The 18,928-nt window shown below is 50.3% G+C and carries 21 protein-coding genes; all 21 read right to left on the minus strand.

The features are described 5' to 3' along the window. Positions 1-2: 2 nt before the first annotated feature. The 21 genes from CLOSA_RS23800 to CLOSA_RS18745 all read right to left on the minus strand — a co-directional run bounded on the left by CLOSA_RS23800 (position 3) and on the right by CLOSA_RS18745 (position 18,920). Entirely contained in the window at positions 3-782 is a 780-nt protein-coding gene (locus CLOSA_RS23800; RefSeq protein WP_330362163.1) for a TnpV protein, read from the minus strand. Between the two features lie 370 nt (positions 783-1,152). After that, positions 1,153-1,359, minus strand: a complete 207-nt coding sequence (locus CLOSA_RS18650; RefSeq protein ID WP_013274285.1) for a transposon-transfer assisting family protein — start codon at positions 1,357-1,359, stop codon at positions 1,153-1,155. Further along, positions 1,360-1,953, minus strand: a complete 594-nt coding sequence (locus CLOSA_RS18655; protein ID WP_013274286.1) for a YodL domain-containing protein — start codon at positions 1,951-1,953, stop codon at positions 1,360-1,362. It abuts the gene before it with no gap. Then, positions 1,940-2,248, minus strand: coding sequence for a hypothetical protein (locus CLOSA_RS18660; RefSeq protein WP_013274287.1), 309 nt, complete (start codon positions 2,246-2,248; stop codon positions 1,940-1,942). The genes CLOSA_RS18655 and CLOSA_RS18660 overlap by 14 nt, the downstream gene beginning before the upstream one ends. Continuing rightward, on the minus strand, positions 2,245-3,132 hold the full coding sequence (locus tag CLOSA_RS18665) for an LPD16 domain-containing protein (RefSeq protein WP_013274288.1): 888 nt from the start codon (positions 3,130-3,132) through the stop codon (positions 2,245-2,247). Before CLOSA_RS18665 ends, CLOSA_RS18660 begins: the two co-directional genes overlap by 4 nt. Continuing rightward, positions 3,129-5,207, minus strand: a complete 2,079-nt coding sequence (locus CLOSA_RS18670) for a DNA topoisomerase 3 (RefSeq protein WP_013274289.1) — start codon at positions 5,205-5,207, stop codon at positions 3,129-3,131. Before CLOSA_RS18670 ends, CLOSA_RS18665 begins: the two co-directional genes overlap by 4 nt. Before the next feature lie 103 nt (positions 5,208-5,310). Continuing rightward, positions 5,311-5,916 (minus strand): TetR/AcrR family transcriptional regulator, encoded by a 606-nt coding sequence (locus tag CLOSA_RS18675; protein WP_013274290.1) that lies wholly within the window; start codon positions 5,914-5,916, stop codon positions 5,311-5,313. 28 nt (positions 5,917-5,944) lie between these two features. After that, a complete protein-coding gene (locus CLOSA_RS18680) occupies positions 5,945-6,298 on the minus strand; it encodes a hypothetical protein (RefSeq protein WP_013274291.1) in 354 nt (117 codons plus the stop codon). Between the two features lie 252 nt (positions 6,299-6,550). Continuing rightward, complete coding sequence (locus tag CLOSA_RS18685; protein ID WP_013274292.1) at positions 6,551-7,714, minus strand: CD1107 family mobile element protein; 1,164 nt, start codon at positions 7,712-7,714, stop codon at positions 6,551-6,553. Then, on the minus strand, positions 7,711-7,962 hold the full coding sequence (locus CLOSA_RS18690; RefSeq protein WP_013274293.1) for a DUF4315 family protein: 252 nt from the start codon (positions 7,960-7,962) through the stop codon (positions 7,711-7,713). Before CLOSA_RS18690 ends, CLOSA_RS18685 begins: the two co-directional genes overlap by 4 nt. 35 nt (positions 7,963-7,997) lie before the next feature. After that, positions 7,998-9,767, minus strand: coding sequence for a C40 family peptidase (locus tag CLOSA_RS18695; RefSeq protein ID WP_013274294.1), 1,770 nt, complete (start codon positions 9,765-9,767; stop codon positions 7,998-8,000). A 3-nt stretch (positions 9,768-9,770) separates the two neighbouring features. Next, positions 9,771-12,158, minus strand: a complete 2,388-nt coding sequence (locus CLOSA_RS18700) for a VirB4-like conjugal transfer ATPase, CD1110 family (RefSeq protein ID WP_041709466.1) — start codon at positions 12,156-12,158, stop codon at positions 9,771-9,773. Positions 12,159-12,177: 19 nt separating this feature from the next. Further along, positions 12,178-12,570: a PrgI family protein gene (locus tag CLOSA_RS18705; protein ID WP_013274296.1), complete on the minus strand. Its 393-nt coding sequence runs from the start codon at positions 12,568-12,570 to the stop codon at positions 12,178-12,180. Positions 12,571-12,587: 17 nt separating this feature from the next. Next, entirely contained in the window at positions 12,588-13,454 is an 867-nt protein-coding gene (locus CLOSA_RS18710) for a VirB6/TrbL-like conjugal transfer protein, CD1112 family (protein ID WP_005929916.1), read from the minus strand. A 306-nt stretch (positions 13,455-13,760) separates the two neighbouring features. Next, positions 13,761-13,976: a Maff2 family mobile element protein gene (locus tag CLOSA_RS18715; protein ID WP_002576404.1), complete on the minus strand. Its 216-nt coding sequence runs from the start codon at positions 13,974-13,976 to the stop codon at positions 13,761-13,763. Between the two features lie 183 nt (positions 13,977-14,159). After that, positions 14,160-14,375 (minus strand): Maff2 family mobile element protein, encoded by a 216-nt coding sequence (locus CLOSA_RS18720; protein WP_002576404.1) that lies wholly within the window; start codon positions 14,373-14,375, stop codon positions 14,160-14,162. Positions 14,376-14,581: 206 nt separating this feature from the next. Next, positions 14,582-16,339, minus strand: coding sequence for a VirD4-like conjugal transfer protein, CD1115 family (locus CLOSA_RS18725; protein ID WP_013274297.1), 1,758 nt, complete (start codon positions 16,337-16,339; stop codon positions 14,582-14,584). Next, on the minus strand, positions 16,336-16,818 hold the full coding sequence (locus CLOSA_RS18730) for a PcfB family protein (RefSeq protein WP_013274298.1): 483 nt from the start codon (positions 16,816-16,818) through the stop codon (positions 16,336-16,338). Before CLOSA_RS18730 ends, CLOSA_RS18725 begins: the two co-directional genes overlap by 4 nt. An 18-nt stretch (positions 16,819-16,836) precedes the next feature. After that, on the minus strand, positions 16,837-17,472 hold the full coding sequence (locus CLOSA_RS18735) for a DUF3846 domain-containing protein (RefSeq protein ID WP_013274299.1): 636 nt from the start codon (positions 17,470-17,472) through the stop codon (positions 16,837-16,839). Positions 17,473-17,482: 10 nt separating this feature from the next. After that, positions 17,483-17,989, minus strand: coding sequence for a hypothetical protein (locus CLOSA_RS18740; protein ID WP_013274300.1), 507 nt, complete (start codon positions 17,987-17,989; stop codon positions 17,483-17,485). 13 nt (positions 17,990-18,002) lie between these two features. After that, entirely contained in the window at positions 18,003-18,920 is a 918-nt protein-coding gene (locus tag CLOSA_RS18745; RefSeq protein ID WP_013274301.1) for a ParB/RepB/Spo0J family partition protein, read from the minus strand. Positions 18,921-18,928 lie beyond the last annotated feature (8 nt).

Here is an 18,928-nt window from a genome sequence, read left to right on the forward strand (position 1 = left end):
GTTTAGCTGTTGATAAGTTCCGTCAGAATGACTTCCTCTGCCTGCGCTTTCAGCATGTTCATGTGCTGCACCCAGGCCATCTGGTTCGATTTCTTGTCCGGTGCCGGATTCGCTTTCAGAAGCTCCGCCATCATCTGCTCCATCCGTGCGGTCGCGGTCTCCTGAATCTCCCACAGGTGCGGGTACAGTTTCTCGGTCAGGATCAGGTGATTGTACAGCAGCGTGTTGTTCTCCTGCAGGAACGCTCTGCGCATCCTCCCGTACTTGCCCAGGGGCTTCTGTTCCTGCACCGACAACTGAATGTCCGGAATCAGGTAATCGCCGTTCTTCGTGTAATTCAGCTCCATCATAGTTTTTTTGGCTCCTTTCTGCCTGCTTATCTCTTTCATAGGTTCGGATCGTGCGTTCAATTTCCCGGAAGATCTGGCTGGACATTTCGCTGACCGCAGTACCCAGCACATTGGCGGCAGCCTGCGTATTAAAATCAAAGATGTCCAGAAAATCCTCGTGTTCAAAATAGTCATCTGCATTGCCCACCGTCCGGGTAAAGACGGAATATGCGATGCTGACAGTGGCAGCTCTCTTAAAGGAAGCTCCGATGTTGAGTTCATCATATCCTTCCAGATAGGAATCTGCAACGATGTCACTGATCTGCCTGCGGTTTTCCTCCCAGTAGTCCCTTGCAAGGCGTTCCGCCGCTTCCATGATATGATTTTCCAGAGACCCGGCACCGACAGGAACATCAAACGCTGCATCCAGTGCTCGAATGATTGGCTGCTCATGCTCCGCGTTCATTTTCCAGAGCTGTACCGGACGGGAATTCTTCCGTTCTCCAGTATCTGCCACATCAAATACATACCGAAGTCTCGGCTGCTCACCGCGCATATCCAAAAGAGCAATACCCTTGGAGCCGCGCTTCACATAGCGGTTCATCCGGCCATTCCAGAGATCATACTCTGCACAGGCCGTTGCTTCTGGTCTCTGCTTATAGATCATCAGCTGCTCCGCAAAGGGATACTTATAAAGCCGTGCGGATGTGGTCAGAAACGCTGTCCACTGTTCTTTGCTGCCAGTGATCTGCGCCGCAGCTTCCTGTGCCATCTGCATATAATAAGCCGTTTTTGTCATCATCTGTATTCTTCCTCCTCTCCCTTATTCGTCCGGATATAAATCCAATGCCCCATATTCTGCATCCGTCATCTCTGCCAGTTTCGTAAGCAGCGAGGCCGTCCACCTGCGCAAGTTTCTGTCTCTGCCGGTCAGACTTTTCTGCATCGTCTGAAGCTCTGCGATCAGCCCTGTCCGTGTGCCAGGGCTGTAAAGCATCATGAGCATCCATTCGTCATCCGTAAAACGCATTTATAACTCCTTTTCTTCGCAGCACCTGCGAGGCGGCGCAGGCGGCACCGCCTCCTGCTTTTCCTTCAGCTGATCCAGAACCGATGCTTTCTCCACCGGTTCTTCCTTCTTTCCGTTATTGATTACGCCGTCAATCATGCCGTAATCGTCCTCCATCGCCATTTCTGTGGCTTTCAGGTAGTTTTCCGGTTTCAAAAATCCGGGCAGTTCCTTGAATCCGATGGAATCCACATAGTGACAGCTTACAACACCATTCTCCCGTAAAGCCACGATGTCAGACACAGAAAGACTATGCCCAGTAAAATCATCAGGGCGAGAAACATTGAATTTCGCATACAATTCCTCCAACATCGTATTCTGATCCTTGTAGGGAAGAAGCGGAGCCGTATAAACCACCTCATAATGGTCAATATCCGGTTCCAGCCCCATCCGTTCCAGTTCGCGCATAGACGAAAAGCGTTCATATACCGTATCCTCGCTGCGACGAAGCTGCAAAATCGCATACTGGTCGGTAGCACTGTCGAGAAATGCCATCATTCTTTCGTCCGGTGCCTGTTTTCCATGCACTTCATCCCATTTTTCAATTCTTGCCATACGTCATTTCTCCCTTCTCCATAAACGGCAGGCCGTTTTCCTTTGCTTCCTGTCGCTGCTGTTCCCGACGCTTTTCACTGTAAGGCGGTCGGATACCGACGCAGCGTTTGGGAATCGTATAAGTGACCGACCCATGCTCCCTGTGCTCCAAAATAAACTGCTCCGGATACTGTTTTCGCAGTTCCCGGAGCTTCTTAATCAGGCGGCTGTCATGGGTGTAAATACTGGCAATATCCAGTTCATTGTCAAAATTGATGACGGTTTCCTGTTCCGCCTTCGTGAACTTGTACTTCATCGCTCCGCCTCCTTCGCCTTGGCAGCTTTCACCGGCGTATCCGTTCTGGAAGACAAATCCGAGAGTTTACCCAGCACGGATTCCCGTCTGCTGACTTCTGCATCCTCTGCTCGATCACAAAGTTCATCATAGTCAATCCGCGTCATGGTGCGTCCACCGAATCCATAATCCGAAAGAATCTGGTCTCTTGCTGCATTCATGCTGATTTCCGGGTTGTCGATCTGTCCGCCATCAATTTCCGTGAAGTCCTTATGATATAAGGTATAGTCGTAACCGTCCTCACAGGTCTGAATGGCAAGAAAGCCCTTGCTTCCCAAATCCCATGCGCTGCGTTCTTCCGTAATCAGCGGCTCCGGGCGGCATGTACCGCCGCCGCGTTCCAGCATTTCTGCCAGCTGACAGATGTGCAGAACATCATACCCAAGGCGAAGATGATATTCGTCCATATATTCACAGCGGGCCGAAAACTTCCGATTCGGATACTCGATCTCCACCGCACTGCCATCCGGAATTTTGAACCGATCCTCGTAGCTGCTGGTGATAAACCGGATATTTTTAGCATTCTCCAGTTCAGGATCAGCCTTTTTCATCTGCCAAAGAACCTTTCTGCCGCCTCGCATCTGTTCCAGCATCTCCGAAGCTACCGGAGCAACGGTAAGACCGGAAAGATTGGGAATCTTCTGGAGTGCTGCCATCCTCGCGCTTTCTTCCAGCGTAGAAAACGGCTGTTTATCCAACACATCCCAGCCAATGTGTCCCTCGGCAATCTGTACCTTGCTGTCCGTATCAAAACAGTGGAACTCCACGCCGTCCTGCTTTTCCTGCAAGGAAAGCAGAGCGACATTATCCACCAGATAAGCTGCATTCATCATTTTCATACTCATTTTTTACCTCCAAACTCCAGCTTAAAAGCTGCTGCACCGTCCTCGCCGGTCTCTACACGAACGGTTGTGTCATAGTAACGATTGGACTTCCTGGAATAGCAATGGGTAAGCCGTGCTTTTCCCTGATTTACCAGTTGCTTTGCCAGTTCCTCTGTCATCTGCTTTCCCAGTGTCTGAAAGAACCTGTTTTCCTTCCAGAGCGCAAATTTACAGCTCTTATCCCTGCAAAACCATCCCTTTACCGTTTCACAGACATCACTGCCGCAGGCCGGGCAGGAACCAATGACCTTGCGCTCCGGCTGCATCAGCACATCGGCTCCTTTTACAGCCTCGTAGGTTTTAACAAGTCCATTGACCATGCTGCTGATTTCTCCCATAAAGGCATCGCTGTCATACTCGCCATGTTCTATTTTCAGCAGTTTTTCCTCCCAGTCTGCCGTCATGGATGGAGACTGAATCTGTTCCGGCACCACCGTCACCAGCGCATTTCCCTTGTCCGTAGAACAAAGGTATTTCGTTTTCTTATCACCCCTGCGCTCGATAAAGCCTTTCTGCACCAGTTTTTCGATGATGGCAGCGCGTGTGGCCGGTGTGCCGATGCCTTTTCGCTCTACGCCAGCCGGGAATTCATCCGAGCTGGCACTCTCCATCGCTGAAAGCAGAAGATCTTCGGTAAACCTCTTGGGTGGGCTGGTCTTACCCTCTTTCAGATCGACACCAGCAAGTTCCAGTGTCATGCCTTCCGAAAGCTCCGGCAGATTACACGCCTCCGCATTCTTCTCAGCATCCTCACTCGACCTTCCTGCATACTGTCTCCAGCCCATATCCGTGACCGTTTTGCCTTTTGTACGGAACTTCTGACCGGCGCACTCGGCTTCTACTATGGTTTCTGCATAGCGGCAGGGAGTTCCTACCGCACAAATCAGCCGCACCGCCAGCATGATAAGAATCGCCTGTTCTCCACTGGGAAGAGAGGAAATGTCATGACCTGCCGCTGTTTTTGTAGGAATAATGGCATGGTGATCGGTAACTTTCTTAGAATTGATGACCTGCGCTGCATTCACCGGTGCCGGCACATCCGGCTGAATCTGAAAGCTCTGCTGGATCACAGAGACAAGTTCCGGCACCAACGGTGCCATATCATCCGTCAGATACCGGCTGTCGGTACGGGGATAGGTTACGAGTTTCTTCTCGTACAGAGCCTGTGTGTAATCCAGGGTCTGCTGGGCAGTAAATCCCAGCTGCCGGTTTGCTTCTCGCTGAAGCGATGTCAGATCAAAGAGAGCTGGGGGCTTCTCTGATTTTTCTTTCTGCTCCACCTTGGTAATGATGGCACTACCTGCCTGACAGCACTCTGCCACCAGTTTTTCTGCTTCTGCTTTTTCTTTCATCCGCTCACCACCCGCTTGAAAATCCCGAAATTTTAATTCTGCCGAGTAGAACGGCTCAGGTTTGAACGCCCGGATTGCTGCATCCCGCATGACCACCATCGCAAGGGTTGGTGTCATCACGCGCCCCACATTCAGGGTCTGCCCATACAGACATGAAAAAAGCCGGGTGGCGTTGATTCCGACAATCCAGTCGGCACGCTCCCGGCATAAAGCCGCCTCATATAAGGCATCATATTCTGTTCCCGGTCTGAGCTTCTGAAAGCCTTCCCGGATAGCACTGTCCTCCATCGAGGAAATCCAAAGTCGTTCCACCGGCTTTTTGCAGCCGCACTGATGGTAAACCAGTCGGAAAATCAGTTCTCCCTCACGGCCTGCATCGGTTGCACAGATCAGACTCTTTACATCCTTCCGCAGCATGAGCTTTTTCAGGATTCCAAACTGCTTTTTCGTACTGGTGGACACCTGATACTGCCAATGTTCCGGCAAAATCGGAAGGTCATCATACCTCCACTTGGCATACTTCTCATCATAGGCTTCCGGCTGGGAAAGTTCCACCAGATGCCCCACACACCAGCTGACAATGTAGCCATTGCCCTCCATATAACCATCCCCGCGCTGATTTGCTCCGATTACCTTCGAGAGGCTCATGGCTACCGAGGGCTTTTCCGCTAATACAAGCTTCATTCGATACTGCTCCTTTCGCAAAAAAATTAGCAGCCAGGCACCGAAGCGCATGACTGCTATGTAAGGAAGTGTATTCTGTTTTAGGTCTACAAACTGGAAGTTGTCAAACAGCGTTCGTTGTTTCGCTTTGCGGCATTTTTACACACTGCTGAATCACACCTGTAACAAATGTAATAGAATCGGCGCAGTCATTCTTGAGCCATTCTGAGATAATTGCCATCAATCCCCGAATATAAAAGGCCATGATATAGGGTCGATCTTGCTGTAGTACACCGTAGCGGTCGAGAATCGGCGTAAACACATGACGGAACATCCTATCATAGCTTTTATCCATCCCCAACACCGCCGCATTTTCTGTTGCTGTGCGGAACAGTCTCTTGTTGTTCTTAATGTAGCTGAGGTAAGGTGTTAAATAATCCGGCGTAATTAGATATAATTCATCCCTCGGGCAATTCCGCAACTTTGCAGAAAAGGCATCTGAATCTTTCTCCATGCAAGCAAGAAATTGCTCATTCATACGACTGACACTCTCCAAGAGCAGGTCTGACATCGTTTCATAGTGCAGGTAGAAGGTGGAACGATTGACCCCTGCTACTTCACAGATTTCTTTGACTGTAATATACTCAAAATCCTTTTTTGCCAGAAGTGTCAGAAAGGCTTCGTCCATTCTGGCTGCGGTAGCAAAATATCTGCTTTCCGATCTATTCAATCGTTCTCACCTTCTTTCGTGTTGTTGTTTACATCTCGCTGATTTCTTTTGCCAGTTCCATGATTTCAAAAGCGTATTTCTGCTTGCCCTGCGCCAGCAATTTTTTGTAGATGGGGTAATTAACGCCCATGCCCAGTAGCCCGATAATTCCGACAATCACGCCGAGGACAAACATAGTGGTGCTACCGCTGCCGATGACCTTCATGGAAAGGCACATTCCAACACCGGCTACCAGCGCAGTGATAATGCCGAAGGTATAGGTAAAAACGGTTGCGGGAAGCTTGGCTTTTGCATCCAGCTTGCGAAGAGCGATCACCTTGGAGGTGTCCTTGAGTGCATATTCGTTTGCGAGTTGTTCTGCATAGATTTTATCTGTATTCATGGCTTGTTGCCTCCTTCATTTGATGGTTTTATTCTACCAGCAAAGAACGGGCAACGGAACAACACTGATGGCAGTTTATGTTGAGTTCAAGAATTGTGCAAATGCCGATTTGTATCACTGTTCTCTCTCTATTTTATCAGATATCACCTACAGTTTCCATAGCTTCATGGCTCAAAACACTCCATTCACAAACCATTTAGCTATGTAAAAGGGACGGCTTCTCAGCCGCCCCTCAGGTCAACACAGTCTTAATTAAACAGGTTCATCATCCGATTCCGCTTCGTAATCCTCGTTGACATCCACTTCTTCGTCCTCGTCACCGTCATCCTCCGGCAGCTGGAGTGCGTCTTCATCCTCATCGTGATAATCCGCATCAGGGTCCGGTTGATTTTTCTTAGATGCAGGCTTTACGCCCTTCATCTTGATATAGAGATAACCGCCGACACCGGCTGCACCAATCACAAACAGAAGCAGCATAATCATCGGAAGCGGAGACGCTTTCTTCTGCTCGCTCTCTGTTTTCTGCTCTTCCGGTGCAGGCTCCGTCTCCTGCGGCTTTTCGGTTTCCGCAGGCTCCGTGACTTCCGGCTCCTTCTCCTGATACTTGGCGGCTTCCTCTTCATCCATCAGTGCAAGCAGATCGGCCTCATCCACCATATTCAGGAAATGCACATTCTGGTTACCGTCCTTATCGCGGTCGATAATCAGATAAAACGTGTTACCCGCCTTTGTCACCAGCGTAATGAACTGCTGGCTGGATTTATCTTCTTCCTCACCGATATCGTCCACCAGCGTCATATTTCCTTCCGGAGTCAAAGCTGTACTGGATTCCGTCTCATCCTCGGATGACATTCCGCTCTGCATCAGATCCAGAAACAGCTTCAGCGCATCTTCACTGAACATGCTGCTGTCTTTTGTGGAATCCGTGACATTCAGGTACTTTCCATGTGCATACCCGGTTTTGCCGTTGAAGTTCACCTTATACCAGTCACCGCATTTTTCGACAATCTCCACCGTATCGCCTGAATGCAGATATCCGATAATCTCCTGATCCATGCCGGGACCGGAACGAAAATGCAGGCTGGTGATACCCGGCACCACTGTACCCATCTGCTTTTGGGACTTTTCGCTGCCGATGTTGTATTCCTTGCCGCCCACCGTAACGATCAGGTTCCCATTCGCATCCGTAGAGACCTCATAGCCATCCGGCAGCACCTGCATGTCCGGGTCGATTTCGATGCTGTCGGTATTGTCCGTTTTCCCTGCATTTGCGCTTTCTGCTGCATCCGCTTCCTGCGCAGCGGTACTGACAGATGTGTTCTTCTGCACATCATCGCCCGTATAGGCAAATGCAGTGGTCGTAAAGATTCCTGCCGCCATCACACTGGCAAGCAGCATTACCATCATCTTTTTCATTCCATATCCTCCGTTTCTTTCTCATCCAGTTTCAGGTTCTCCGGGTTGGGAACCGCAGCCTGCGCCATCTGAATGATGACTGCCAGCTGTTCCGGGGTCAGGCTCTGGGCATGTACCATTTCACAAATTTCGCTGTTTTCCTGCTCGTGGTACTTTCTGTCCCATTCCTTTCTGCGCTCCTCCCACTCATCGCGTTTTCTGCGGGCTTTCTCACGCTCCGCAGCAATCTTTTCCAGTTTTAAACTCATACTCTGTCCTTTCCGGGCGAATAAACGCCCTGTTTTTATCGAATTCTTCCCATACAGTAGTAATGCTGCCGCCAGTAGTTCGTCTCAATGGAAGCATAGGAAATTGGGTTGCCGCAGTGAATCATCATCCCGTTGCCGACATAAATGCCCACATGGGATGCGCCACTGGTGTTGTAGGTTTTCTGGAAGAAGATCAGGTCTCCGGGCTTTGCCTCACTTTTCGGGATAATGTCGCATTTTCCCATCAGACCGTTGGCCGTCTGCCTGCCTACATTCCAGCCATTGCCGCAGTGGTTGATGACCCAGCTTACAAAACCGGAGCAGTCAAAACTGGTACTCGGCGAGCTGCCGCCCCAAACATAGGGATAACCGAGATATTTCTCTGCTTCGGTAATCATCTTCCGGAATTTTTCATCCGTCAGAGCTTCGCCCGGAATGTCGTAATCCTGGTATTCTCCGCTGGAACCCGCGCCATCCGGCGTTGCAAAGGCTATGCCTGCAAACAGGTCATCCCGATTGCCCCGGCACTCCAGTGTGACTTCGTATCGTTGCAGCTTGTCATCTGTAAGGCCGGAATTTCTTGCAACATAGTCAACGCCCCGATTGAGCAGTGTTACATTGAGGATTTTATACTCATACTGTACCGTCACCTGATAGGTGTAGGTGTGTCCGGTTCCGGTGATTGGATTGTAGCGATAGCCCACACGGGTTTCTTTCCTTGTCCGGATTTCCACCTTTTCCTCCAACTTCAGCTCATACTGCGCTTCAAAAATACTCTGGAGCCGCGCCTGCACCTGGCTTCTCGTATAGTTTTCAAATTCTACGGTCAGCAGAGATGCAAGCTCATAGGGATTGTGACCAATCTCTGCCAGATTGTAGCGATACTCGTCATAGCCCGGATGGTCGGTTTCAATGCGGTCGATTTGTTTGCGAAGTTCATCTTCCAGCTTGGTATAATCCGTCTCCACGCCTTTCAAATCTTCATCTTCTGCCGTGTAGGAAGTCCCCAGCACCACATTGCCGCCGCCATTGATCAAGACGGAGCATGACGAAACCGACCCGGCAATCACCAAAACAAGCAGTCCCACGGCTGCGATACCGATGATGATATGCGAGTGGCTCTGCACAAACTGAAATGCCTTTTCCGTTATACTAACAGTACCCTGCGCAGCTTTGGCTGTGCCAGATGCTGTGTTCTCCGCAGCGGCCGCACCTGCCTTCGCAGCGGCATACTCTTTTTTGATGGCCTGCTTCTGCCGCCATCGGGAAAAGAGATTGGAACCAGCCCGCGGATCAGACTTCATGCGTTCCGCAAAGATGGAATCTACGGCATCTTTATTTGCCTTTTTCTCCAACCGCTCCAGCTTTTTGTACTGCCGCAGCTTTCGACCATATTGGAACCTGGAACCGGCACGGGCTGCACCTTCCGCTGAGCCTTCGGTAAAATGCGCTGCCTCCACACCAGAATTATTATCCTGGTCGGCATTGCGCACACTCTGATGTGCCTTGGCTGAAAGTGCATCTGCCGCAAGATTTCCCGGCTTCTTTGGCTTTCCGCCTTTTTTCCCGGAAGCTGCTGCATTCTTTTTCGCTTTTACTTCCTGCTCTGATTTCAGCTTCTTACTGCGCATCTTAGCAAGATCGGCCTCGTGACGAATCTGCCTTCGGTGTTCCGCTTTTTTCTTGTTGCTGTCTCCCGTACTGCTATCGGCGGCTTTGTTCCTGGAATCGCGAAGGGTGTTCTCCGCACCCTCGCGCTCCTGCCGCAGCTTGTCTCCGAGATTCGGATTTTTCTTGCCAGCCATCGCTTACACCCCCTTTACTTCCTGCACTTCGGTTAATTTTGTCGTCATAATCCGGTACAGTTCCAGATCGGTCGGGAAACGATCAACGAACGGCAAAATCACATTTCCATAAAACAGCAGTCCTTCACCTTCACCGGAGTGGGTCACATAGGACAGCTGGTGTGGGCTGATATTCAGCTGATCCGCCAGAATTTGACGGTCACCGGCTGCCTGATTCAGCATATAAATGAAGTCGCTGTTCTCAAAAATGTTTGTCACTTCGCGGGAAGAAAGCAGATCTTTTACGTTCTGGGTGATGCCGGTGGGAATACCACCCCATTTACGGAATCGCTTCCAGATTTCCACGCTGTAAGCCGCTGTCTGCTCTTCTTTCAAAAGCAGATGGAACTCGTCCATATAGTAGCGGGTGGCTTTACCGGCGTTACGGTTGGCGGTTACACGCCCCCAGACCTGGTCCTGCACCACCAGCATCCCAATCTTTTTCAGCTGCTTGCCCAGCTCCTTGATGTCATAGCAGACCAGCCGGTTATTGATATCTACGTTGGTGCGGTGGTTAAACAGGTTCAGGGAACCGGTCACATAGATTTCCAGTGCCGTTGCCACATGGTGTGCCTCCTTTTCATCCTGCCGGAGCAGTGCCTCATACAAGTCTTGCAACACCGGCATATTCTCCGGCACCGGGTGTTCAAAATAGGTCTGGTAAATCTGATGAACGCAGCGGTCGATGACTGTCTTTTCTACCGGCTGCAAGCCTTCTTTGCCGCCCACAATCAGCTCACACAGGGACAGGATGAAATCTGCTTTCAGGGCAATTGGATTATCCTCTTCTGAATAATTCGCATTGATGTCCATCGGGTTGATATACTGCGTGCTGGAAGGGCTGATCTTAATGACCTGCCCCTCAAATTTCTGCACCAGTGCCGTGTACTCGGCTTCCGGATCGCACACAATTACATCGTCATCCGTCACCAGGAACGCATTGGCGATTTCTCTCTTGGCAGAGAAGGATTTACCGGAACCGGGAGTACCCAGAATCAGCCCGTTGGGGTTTTTGAGCTTTTTCCGGTCAACCATAATCAGGTTGTTGGACAAAGCATTCAGCCCATAGTACAGAGCTTCTTTCCCGGTCTGAAACAGCTCCTGGGTGGTAAATGGCACGAAAATTGCCGTGCTGCTGGTCGTCATGCTGCGCTGAATCTCAATCAGGTTCTGTGCCAGCGGCAGGCAGCTCATCAGCCCCTGCTCCTGCTGGAAGTCCAGACGGCGCAGGTTGCAGTTGTACTTCTGTGCAATGCTGGAAGCCTGAAACACATTGGCTTCCAGCTCCTGCTCCGTCTCGCCGGTGTTCATCACCAGAAAGGTCAGCAGGAACATACGCTCATTCTGGCTCTGCAATTCCTTCAGCAGTGCCTTTGCGTCCTTGCCGTAAGTTGCCAAATCTGACGGAATGATGTCCATATCGTATCCGGAACGGACAGCTTTCTTCTGTTCCTCAATCTTGGAACGATCCAGCTCCGTAATGGTGTGCTTAATGGACTTGATTGCTTTATTCTGGTCTACCGACTGAATATGCATGGTCACAATCTGGCTGGATTCCATATCCAAAAAGTCCTTCAGCAGCTGATCCGACAGGTCGGAAGCCGTAATCTGGAGATAGGACATGGAACCATACATCCCACCCATCTGAAAAACACGGTTTTTCGGAAAGGCAAAACCGGTCGGTGCAATAAAGTCCTTTACCGACAGCCCGCTCTCCGGCAGCCACTTCCAATCGAAATTGAATCGGTCATGGTCACCCATGTGGAACATATCGTGCATCAAATGAAGCCGTTCCTTGCCGTTCAGCAATTTTGCCCGGACACCCAAGCGTTTGAAGTTGTTCATCAGGTCGATCTCGATGTGAATGAGCCTCGGCTTTGCCTGCTTCATGGATTCCGCCTCAATGCCAAACGTCAGGTACTTCGTCTTGGTCAGGCCGTTGTTGCCCTGGGCAAGCTGACGGCGGAGCATGGTGCTGTACTCCGTGCGCACCGGATTAAAATGATCCTTCTGGTACGGGATACGCACCATCTTCTCAAAATTCGAGGCATCCGTAGCCATATTCATAAAAGAAAGCTCGAAGCGGATGCTGGAATCAAAGAAGTTCAGGAAGCTGCACCATTCCTCAAAGATAGCTGTCTGATCTTCCTGTTGTGCCAGCTGGTAATTGATGTCCTGAAACTGAATGGTTTTGGTATAGTAGTTGTCCGTCACACGGCAGATACCATCCGGGAACATCCGCTGAAAGGGAATGCTCTCCTGTGCCGAGTGCGGAACCGTGCGGTCACCCCTTGCACGGTCGATCACCGTCTGCACTTGTTTCTGCTCTGCGGCTGACAGATGAGACGGCATTCGGATGTCATCCTGCTTTTTATTCTTCGCTGTCAACTTTTCGAGAATTTTGAACAATGCGATTTACCTCCATTTCCACGTCTGCCTGCTGTACCAGCAGTGCATAGTAATTTTTTGTTTTGTAAGGCCGCGTTTTCGGCCTCTTGAACTTTGCCTCATAGAAATGCTTTGCCACCACTTCCAGCGGCTGACCGTCTTTCTCGTACATGGCAAGAAAGAAAAGCGGCAGCATTACTGCCATCATGCCAAGTGCGGCAAGGCTCAGATTCCCGCTGGATTTGAGCAAAAAGAAAACCGGAACGCCAATCAGCGCACCGGCTCCGAAGCAGAGAATCTGCCGTTTGGTCAGGTTCATAAAGACCTTGGTTTTGACCTTTGAAAGGTCTCGCGGCACAGAAATATAAGATGCCATGAATCATTCCTCCTTTCTTAGTGCGCTGCAAACACGGATTTCGCGAGGCTTCCCGTCTTAAACAGCGTAAATGCCAGCAAAACCGTATATCCCAAAACGCCCCAAATGCTGCTGATGATGTTATCCGAAAAGGACAGGTTCTGAATCAGAACTGCATAGATGCCCACACAGATCATGATAAGAAAGCCTTGGAATCCCAGTGCAAACAGGGAGCGCAGGTAGTTTTGACCGGTATGGCTCTGCTCATGGTTTCCAAAGGTTGCGAATGGAATCGGCGCAAGGCTCACCATGAGATATATTTCCACCATTCGGCCATACACGATAACAAAGATGATAGCCGACAATGCCAGCATCGTGACCTGAACCACAAATGTCTGCAAATACAGTCCCAGCAGCGGTCCCAAGTCCATGCCTTCCAGTGTGGCCTGCATCGCTGTCAGGGTCGCATCGCTGACGGACGTACTGCCGGAAATCAGACCGCCGCTTCGAGAGATCACTTGCTGCGCTACATCAAAGACAGCCATCGTGATATTGAATGTGTTCGAGATCAGGGTCACTGCCAGAAAGGTCTTAAAGACCCATTTGAAAAATGTCCAGGTCTCAAAATTTGCCAGATTGTTATGCTCGATGAGCATCTGGATCAGCTCATAACAGGCGATGAAAGTCAGCACCATTCCGGCAATGGGCAGGATCACGGATTCCGAGATGTTACGGATCATAGAAAAGACCGCAGGTGAAAAGTTCGCCGGTGTGGTTCCCACATCGCCTGCGATCTGTCCAACCTGCTGGTTGACCGAATCGAACATCCCTGAAAGATTTCCCATGATACCGCTGATGATCATGCTCTTGAGCCAATCTGTGATCTGTTCAAGGATACTCTGCATGAGCCGCCTCCTTCCTTACGCAAACACGCCGAACAGCTTCGCCATACGGGACAGAAGCATGAACAGCTGGGAGAAAAGAGACAGTGCCGATGCAGTTGTAGTAAGAAACGCCATAGATTTGTCCTCCTGTAACTTGTCCGGCTTATCAGCCGGTGCGATTCTAAACTGCGGTTCTGCGCCATACTTCCAACATGTGCACCTGCCGGAGAGCGCAGAAAATAGTCAGCTGCGGGCATTACCTGCACCTGACTATGTAACAGGCAGCTTTCGCCGCCCGGTCGGAATCCTCTCTCCGACAGTTTTCGCTTAACCGAACAGACCGGAAAGCAGCGGCACCAGAGTCGTGCCGATCAGTGCCACGCCGCCGCCAGCCATGAGCTGTTTCATGCCCTGAGACTTGGCACCAGGGTTGTCGTTGCCGTAGCCTTCCAGCAGGTTGATAGCTCCCCAGATGCCAAGACCGGCACCCAGTGCGATGACGAGAGTCTGAAGAACGGTTACTGCGCTGTTGAAAAATGCCATAAATGTGTACCTCCTTGTACAATGCGCCCTTATGGGCTGATGAATAGTGAATGTCCCCCTGCATGTGCACCTGCAAAAGAGCAAAAAAATAGCCAGGTCTCCAATCTCAATCAGAAACCTGGCTATGTAAAAGGGCGGCAGCTCGCCGCCCTCATCAGAATTCCAACCTCGTATGCTTTCTGTTTAACCAAAAAGTCCAGAAAGCAGCGGCACCAGAGTCGTGCCGATCAGTGCCACGCCGCCACCAGCCATGAGCTGCTTCATGCCCTGAGACTTGGCACCGGGGTTGTCGTTGCCGTAACCCTCCAGCAGGTTGATGGCTCCCCAGATGCCGAGACCGGCACCCAGTGCGATAACGAGAGTCTGAAGAACGGTTACTGCGCTATTGAAAAATGCCATAAATGTGTACCTCCTTGTACAATGCGCCCTTGTAGGCGGATGAATAGTGATTTTCCATTTGCATGTGCACCTGCAAATGGACAAACATATAGCCAGGTCTCCAATCCCTATCAGAAACCTGGCTATGTAAAGAGGCGGCAGCTCGCCGCCCCTTCTTATTCTGTTGTCAGCAGCGCACCCATGACTTCTTCGTCACCGAAACAAACTTACTTGGCATGATCTGCATCAACCACTTCGTACTTATCACCGGGCTTGAGCTTCAGCCGATGGTCTAGAAACGCCTCGATGCTGAACGTGTTTTTCTTATCAGCACCGGCAGTGAGCTTGTAGTTCGGATGCTGGGTCAGATCATATTTATCTGACTTGAACGGTCTGACACCGCGCAGCTGCAAAATGCACTTTCCGCCATCCAACACAGCCAATTCATCCACCGAAGCCAAATCATGCCCGACCTTCTGATAATTAGTGCCGTAAGATGGGCTGTTGCCTCTGGTATCGGAAGTGTTGTACAGATCAATCGTTTCTTTCCCCAGTGCCTGATTCAGCTCTTTTAGCGTAGTCGGCTCCGAACCGCCAAGAAAAATACGGGAATCCATATTGCCGATGATGGTATCGGCATTGTCCTTGTAGATTGCCTTCAACTGGCTCTGTGCCTGAAGCACCAGACATGCCGAGATTTCTCTTGATCGGATGGTAGCTACCAGCTTTTCCAGATTCGGAATCTGACCAATGTTCGCACACTCATCAATCAGGCAGCGCACATGCACCGGCAGTCTGCCGCCGTAAACATCATCCGCTTTTTCGCACAGCAGGTTAAACAGCTGTGTGTAAATCATGGAAATCAGGAAATTAAAAGTTGGGTCTGTATCACTCATAATGAGGAACAGAGCCGTTTTCTCATCTCCCACCGTATCCAGCGACAGCTCATCGTACATAGTGATATCACGGACTTCCTCAATATCGAAGGGAGCCAGACGTGCGCCGCAGCTCACCAGAATGGACTTTAAGGTCTTGCCCGCAGCCAGCTTGAACTTAGCATATTGCCGGACAGCAAAGTGATTCGGCTTCTTCTTTTTCAGAGCTTCAAACATCTGATCCACTGGATTCTGAAAGGTTTCATCATCCTCGCGTACTTCCATCGCATTCAGGAATTCAATCAGCGTTGCAAAGTTCTGCTCTTCCAGCGGTGCCTCATAGTGGATATAACCAATCAAAGCACAATACAGCAAGGTCTCTGCCTTCGTCCAGAATTCGTCACTGGCCTTGCCGTCCCCTTTTGTGTTGGCAATGAGGGTTGTGGTCAGCTTCAAAATATCCTTTTCGCTGTGAATATACGCGAAAGGATTGTAATGCATCGACTTTCTGAAATTGATAGTATTGAAAATCCGAATGCTGTATCCGTTCTTCAAAAGGGCTTGGCCGCAGTCGATTACGATATCGCCTTTGGGGTCAGTGACCACATAGGAACTATGGCATTGTAAAAGGTTGGGTTTCAACCAAAACCTCGTCTTGCCGCTGCCGGAACCGCCCACCACCAGCACGTTTTTGTTTCTCGCATTTGCCGGATTCTTCGGACGATTGCCCATCATCAGCCGCTCCGTCCGGGTCAGAATCACATTGTTTGCAAACACTGGATCTTCAAATGGTTCGATGTCTTTCTGCGTTCCCCACCGTGCAGAGCCATACTCCATGCCATGGCGATATTTCTTGGCATTTTTGCCTTTCAGATACACAGCAAGCCGCAGACCCGCTCCGCAGCACACACCAATCAGCAAATCCATCGGATGCAGACTTGGCATCGGATTGGAAAAGGCTGTACCCAGGGCAGAAAGAAAGCCGAGGAGCTTTTCAGACATGTCTGCGCCCTCGGCAATTCTCCACGCTTCTCCCAGATTGGTACATACAAGACCGGCAATGAAGTACGGCAGATTCAGGATCAGCAGCTTTTTGGTCTTATTACTCATAGATCACGCTCCTGACTTTTGTGGCGAACCTTATCCGGCAGAATTGCAGCAACCAACTCTTTGAGCTTGTTAAGCTGCTCCAGAACACTCGGTTTTTCCTTTGCTTTCAGCTTGCGGTTGGTGAATTCCTCAAAAGCGGAAGTAAGTGCGTCCGCATCCCTCGCCTTAAAGAACACCGTGTACTTGGGTGGAATCACATTTTGGTCTTTCGTAATGGCATAATCCACACCGTATTTCCGCGCCACCTGTTCAAAGCCTTTCAAATCCGTTTTCTCAATGGGGATACTGCTGACTCCCTGATTCTGACCGATCAGTTCTTTGATGCTCTGCTTTCCAACCGGCAGCTGCGCTGTTTTCTGAGCCATCTTTGCCTGATGGTGCCGTTTCCACGCATTATAGCCATTCACGATGGTGCGAAAGGTCAGTTTCGTGGTGCTGATTGCCAGATTGACGGTACGATTTTCAACTTCTTCCTGCATGAATCTCCGCCTCCTTCCTTACAAACTGTCCCGGTCCGGTGCCGGTTTGCTCTTTTCTTGGGGCTTTGCAGCCTTTTCCTCCATCTTCTTCACCATATCATCCGGAACCGGAATTGCCATGATGCTGCGCCCCATACGGACGAACATCTGGGGCTGATGGAACTGCTCCTCAAATTTCTGCATTTGCTCCGAAGTCAGAGAACCAAAGTCATCCTCTGTCAGCCCAACCACCAGAAAATCACCGGCATAAATGTCCTGCATATCCCCGTCTTCGGTGTAAATCGCACGGTTCAGTGGCAGGCCATTGATTTTGCCGGATTCATTCAGAATAATGGCTACTTCATCCTCAAATGGGTAGGTTACTTCAATATCGCCACCAACCATTGCCTGCAAATCTTCCAGCTCCGTGCCAACACTGATTTTCTTCGGATAGGCGTTGGGCTGCACCAGCAGCACATCCATTGTCTTGGTCTCTGCCAATTCATGTTCTCCCACGGTCTTGAAGTCCACACCGGTGAAATCGCTGGAATCCAGAACATAGTCCTGGTTATTCCACGCCTGCGTCACCATGCGTTCCGCGTCTTCCTGTGAGGTAGCTTCCACGGAAACCTTTCTCTGGAGAGTTTCTGTAATCTCCACATCAAATTTCTTCATAGGCACCTCCTTAGATCAGGCGCAGTGCCGGAACCAACTCGCCGCCAATGGAAACCACCGTCAGGTTTTCGTTCACATAGTCGATGGTGCGTTCCAGCGTAAACAGATTGATGCTGCATTCGTTGCCGTTCTGGTCGATTTCCGAAACTTCCGCAGCTCCCAGCAGATAGCGGGTTCTGTCAGTCTCGATCACATCGCTCTTATCATAATGGAGAAGCAGTTCCCCATCTGCCACCAGATCAGCCTCCATCTCATCGTAAACATCCTCAAAGATGTCTCGACTGCCATCCTCGGTCAGAAGTTCGCCGCCAGCCCCCGGCAGGATCACCATCACAATGCGCTCCTTCGGGTGATCTTCACGGATTGCCTCCAGCATCACCCAGTTATGAAGCATTGCAATGGACTTCTCGAACATGGGATCATCCATCGGATTCGGCTGCGATGCACCGTGCGGGCAGTTCTTGCAATCCATGCTGCACACTGCGTTGTTCTGATTCTTCTTAATATTCATCATCATAAAAATCTCCTTCTCATCGTTCCATATCTCGTTGTTTACTTCGCTGCCACTTTTCCAGCAACCGGATAATCGTGTCCTGCATCTGCTTCGGCGTATAGGATTTCGGGAAATACTTCCGAAGAACCTCATTTTTAATCGTCACATGGTCAAGCTCATCCTTTTTGATTTCATTCATCACTTCACACATGGCATCCAAGGTGCAGCCGCCCTCCTGCGAGAGCTTTTTCAGCCGCTGCGCCTGCGACAGGGATGGGGATGCTTGTGCATAGTCCATTGCCTCCAGAAATTCTTTCTGTTCGGACGGTTTCAGGTAAGACAGCTCTACCGCCGGATTGAAGGCGATTTTCTTCTCATCCACCATATCCAAAATTTCGGGAATCAGGTTGGTAAGGCGGATAAATCGCTGAACCTGTCGTCCGCTTTCACCTGTTTGCTCTCCGATGGTATCCGCAGCTTCTAACTTCCCGACAACTTGTCGGGAAGTTGTTTCAAGGTCGTTTCTTGTTCCCTGATGCTTCATCGCCTCCAGCTTCATCTTGTAGGAAAACGCTCTCTCACTGGGAAGGATATTCTCCCGCTGCAAATTGCTGTCCACCATAAAGATGATTGCCGCATCATCGTCCATTTCCTTGACGATGACCGGCACTGTTTCCAAACCTGCCAGCTGTGCCGCATGAAGTCTGCGGTGTCCTGAAAGAATTTCAAATCCGCCTTCCGGGTCAGGCCGGACAATCAACGGGGATACCACCCCTATCTGCTTGATGCTTTCCACGGTCTGTTCCATCAGCTCATCGTCCAGCACCTTAAAGGGATGCCCTTCAAAGGGATGCAGGTCAGAAAGCGGCATCTCCGTCCGCTGCTCCTTAGCCGCAGCGTCGGCAGCTGAGCCACTGCGGTTTTCTGTTGTAATACTGGTTTTTGCTTTTGCCATTCAGCTTC

This window comes from [Clostridium] saccharolyticum WM1 (assembly GCF_000144625.1).
GTDB lineage: Bacteria > Bacillota > Clostridia > Lachnospirales > Lachnospiraceae > Lacrimispora > Lacrimispora saccharolytica.